The organism is Pontibacter rugosus, assembly GCF_042678745.1.
GTDB lineage: Bacteria > Bacteroidota > Bacteroidia > Cytophagales > Hymenobacteraceae > Pontibacter > Pontibacter rugosus.
The window spans coordinates 1-4454 of sequence record NZ_JBHTLD010000299.1 but is presented as its reverse complement, the minus strand read 5'-3'; the positions used below and the strand labels follow the sequence as shown (position 1 = coordinate 4454).

Here is a 4454-nt window from a genome sequence, read left to right as displayed (position 1 = left end):
ATATAAATCTGTTGTTGTTAAAGTTTATGCGTTGACTGGCAGTGCAACCTGAATATAAAGGCATCGTTATATAGGGCTGCTATCAGCTACTATAATACGCACGCTCTATGTCCCTGCATCTTACCCTACGACAGACTTTCCTTCTTTTCCTGTTCTGTTCAATATTTATAGCAAATGAAGTGGGTGCTGTGTCACTTGCAGTTTCTGCACCTGTAGAGGTTCAGTCGTTTGTACTGGAGGCACGTGCTTCACTTGTTGGTGCTGTAAGTTTAAAGTGGGACTCGCAAGAAGAATCTACAAAGTATGTAGTGCAAATAAAGAATAACGAGACAGGCTCTTTCATCAATTTGGCAGAAGTATCATCAACCTTTTATCGCGTAGTAAGTTTAGAACAAGGAAAAAAATATACTTTCAGAATTGCTGTACCGGGCACTGATAAAATCAGCAATGAAACTTCAATCAATACTAATCCCGCTGATAAAGTATATAATATAATGCCTATGGGAGATTCTAACACGCAAGGAAATAGCTCTAATGATCAAACTCCCAGAGGCAGCCAAATAGCCTATAGGAAGGCTTTATATGACAGGCTTTTGGAGGCTGAAAGAAAATTCAAGTATGTAGGAAGTGAAACCACAGGTGAAGTGGTCTTCAACAACAATGATAACTATATCCATCATGCAGGTATAGGCGGTGCGAGAGACGAGGATTGGGCAAGTATTCTTGAGCAGGGTTTTTTTATGTGGTATAACTCTGAGACAGACAAGAGAGTATACCCTTACCCTTATCTGGAGCAATATAGTCCTGATTTGATTTTGCTTCATATAGGCACCAATTCGGTAGATGATTCCGACGGCGCTTCAGATGATATAAACAGAATACTAACTGAAATAGATGAGTACGAACTAAGTTCTGGGCTTGAGGTTACTGTTGTTTTAGCACAAATTATAAATCAAGCACCTATTACGGGAGAGGGTGGCGTAATAAAGAATAAAGTCGACATTGAAAAAACTCCTAAATTTAATCTGCAGCTAGAAAAGCTCTATAAAACCAGATTACTGGCAGGTGATAGAATAGAGCTCGTAAACATGGAGAGTGATGCAAACATTATCTATAAAAATCATAATGAAGGAGGGGACTTTTTGGACCAACTACACCTTACTGGAGGTGGCTACGCTAAAATGGCCCAAGTATGGTTTGATGCGATTTCGCCCTTACTAGCTCCAAATGCAGTGCTACCAGTAGAGATAGCTTCTTTCAATGCTTCTGCCGCCTCATCAGGCGAGGTGATTCTAAACTGGAGTACAGCGTCTGAAGAAGAGAATGACCGTTTTGAAGTAGAACGCATGCAGGAGGGGCAGCCATTTAAAGCCATCGGAAAAGTAGCAGGAGCCGGCAACAGCAACCACCTGCTTCGTTATACTTACCACGATGCAAGTGCTCCAACAGGAGAAGTATACTACCGCCTTAGGCAAGTGGATACGGATGGTACCTTTACCTACTCTAAGGTGGTGAGTGTAAGTCTTCAACATGCGGCAGAGTCGTCTGTAGCGTACGTCTATCCTAACCCCACTAGTGGCTCAGAAGCAATCAGAATTTTTGCAACAGGCTTTGCTCCGGGTACACCTGTTACTATGCGTTTGTTTGATGCCTTTGGCCGTGAGCTATTTAAGCAGGAAGCAAGCGCTGCTTCATCCGGCAATTTACATACTAGTGCGCAATGGCCAACATCTCTCTCAAAGGGCCTGTACATCGTTCAGCTTGCATCTTCTGGCAGCGTTCAAAAACTGAAATTCATAATTAAGTAATTTCTAAAAGGTATATCCGCTTTTAACCAAACTTAGCTATATAATTGGCGTACTATATGTACTAGTACTGGTAGAAGCGCTTGCCGGAAAATCAAAATTCCTGTGCAATTTTTAACCTGAAATGGCTAACGCACCTGCTCATACTATATAGAACCCTACAAAAGGTTCAGTTTCAATAGAACCGAGCACATGACATATATCTACTCTCCAAATAACAGCCTTACACGAAGCACATTGTGTAAGCTTTGGGCAAGCTGCATTTTTCTATTGCTGCTCATGATTCAACCGCTTCCTGCTGCTATAGCACAGGATATCTCCGATTGTCCATCTGGGGTAGTGCATTACTTTGGGTTTGAAGAAACCGCAGGCTCTCCCTACGAAGACTACAAAAGTGACGAAGATATTACCTGTACTTCCTGCCCGGAGCGCACAGAAGGAAAGTTTGCCGGTGCGTTAGCTTTTTCAGGCGACGACGAAATGATTCTTCAGAACTCTACAAATTTTGATTTATCCATAAACGGTAGCATCACCATTGAATTTTGGGTGAAAACCACCGACAGGCCGAACGGCAACACAGTGATGATAGGCCGTGAGGGGGCAGATTCTCAATTGCATTGGTGGATCGGGATGAACAAAGATGGTTATGCTCTCTTTCAATTCAGAGATAGGAGTGGAAATGGCTTTTTAATGGGAGAAGGAAAAAAGAAAATCAACGATGGGAAATGGCATCATTTAGCTGGTGTGCGTGATGGTAACTCCACCCTCACTACCTTTTATGTTGATGGCTTTGCCGTTGAAAACCATCAGCATAACTATAAAACCAGCTTTGAAAGCATTAGCCCTGTTACTATAGGCTGGCTAGACCTGGACAATCGCTATCGTTTCAAAGGCGTGTTAGATGACCTGATCGTGTACAACCGTGCCTTACAGAAAGAAGAAATGCTGGCGCGCTACAACAATGGAGCAGGTCAGTATTGCGGTCCGGAACAAATAGCACCTGTTATCACCACAGATCCTGTAACCTATGCCACGGTAGGGCGAGACTATACTTATAAAGTGACAGCTACAGGTACTCCGCTTCCAACCTATACTTTAGTAACTGGGCCCACAGGCATGGTGATAGATGCTGAGACAGGAGAGGTGGCCTGGAAACCTGCTTCTGAAGGTGAGGTAAGCGTAACAGTGAAAGCCTCTAATGCTTTGGGCAGTAATGAGCAGACATACAGTATCAACGTGAAGAAAGGCTTAGGCGAAACATCCTCAATTATACATCACTGGATGCTGCACGAAATTGTTGGTCATACTTATAAAGACTATTACACGCCTTCTTCTGGCGAGGCAACAGAAGCAACAAAGCCTGTGCCTTCTTATGGTGTATCATCTGGCGGGCAGAGGTTCGACGGCAAAGACGATGGTATCAATGTGCCGGATAGCAAAAACTTCAACTGGAACCCGACATCATCTTTCTCGATAGAAGTGTGGATGAAAACTGCAGCCAGCACTGCTGGAAACCTGGTATTGATCGGGAGGTACGGCAAAGGAGTAGACTCTTACCTGCACTGGTGGGTGGGGTTGGATGGGGAAGGCAACGGAGTTTTTGAGCTTTTCGATATCAATTTTCAAGGAGCTGCAGTTGGCGGCCAGGGCAGTAAGCTGAATGATGGGGCTTGGCACCAGCTTGTGGCTGTAAGAGAAGGCTACAGTAATACCACCAAGCTGTATGTGGATGGCGAATTGCTCGACCAGAAAACTATAGCTTATACGTATGGCTTCTCAAGCAACGCTCCGGTTAACATAGGTTATCTTGATAGAGATAATGGCTACCACTACGAAGGCGACCTGGACGAAATTAAATTATTTGGAACAGCCCTCACAGCTGAAGACATAGCAGAGCGTTACCAAAACATTCGCGCAGCGCTAACGGAGTTGCTCCTGTTTGAAGGCAGAGCCAAGGGAGGTAGCGTATTACTCGATTGGGAAACAATCGCAGAAGTAAACTGCAAGGATTTCATCATTGCAAGATCAGTGAACGCGGAAGATTTTATAGCCATAGGCACAGTAGCCGCTTCCGGTACAACACAGGACAGAGTCCATTATTCCTTCACCGATGTCACAGCATTGAAAGGCGTTTCTTACTACAGGCTCAGAATTAATAAAACGGATGGTAACTATACCTACTCTAACATCATACAAGTAAATAACCAAACGCTCAGTGCCTCTTCTTTTATAGTGTACCCTAATCCCATAGTGGAAGGAGACGTGACTATACAAGTTACCAATCTGCTGCCTGAGGAGGAAGTTGTTATAAGAATGTTTGAAATAGGAGGTAAAGCCATACAGCAAGATAAAGCTGTTGTTGATGCATATGGCATGTTAAACTTTAAAATGCCTGTTGATTCAAACTTAAGAGCTGGTATATACCTGCTGAATGTCATTACCAGCAAAAAGTCGTTGAGCCGCAAAATGGTCTTGGTTAGGTAGCCTGTGCAGCAGTGCAGAGGGTGGAGATAGATATTTGAGTGGAGAGAAGGATTTGCTTATGAGCAGCTTGTGCTAGTGATTAATGTTTTATTGCTATATAATATTAATTAAGGTTAACATATACTAGGTATACACGTACTTATTGCTTGTCAATGGTAGTATAAC

At 43.3% G+C, this 4454-nt stretch carries 2 protein-coding genes; both read left to right on the top strand.

Annotated elements, in window-relative coordinates:
* Positions 1-188 precede the first annotated feature (188 nt).
* A complete protein-coding gene (locus tag ACFQ2O_RS20175; protein ID WP_377532315.1) occupies positions 189-1808 on the top strand; it encodes an SGNH/GDSL hydrolase family protein in 1620 nt (539 codons plus the stop codon).
* A 276-nt stretch (positions 1809-2084) separates the two neighbouring features.
* Positions 2085-4289 carry a LamG-like jellyroll fold domain-containing protein gene (locus ACFQ2O_RS20170; protein WP_377532312.1) on the top strand — a complete coding sequence of 735 codons (2205 nt, stop codon included), beginning with the start codon at positions 2085-2087 and terminating at the stop codon, positions 4287-4289.
* The last annotated feature ends 165 nt before the right edge of the window (positions 4290-4454 follow it).

Coding starts and splice junctions, on each gene's coding strand:
- ACFQ2O_RS20170 (WP_377532312.1), top strand. CDS start 2,085: ATGATTCAACCGCTTCCTGCTGCTATAGCACAGGATATCTCCGATTGT.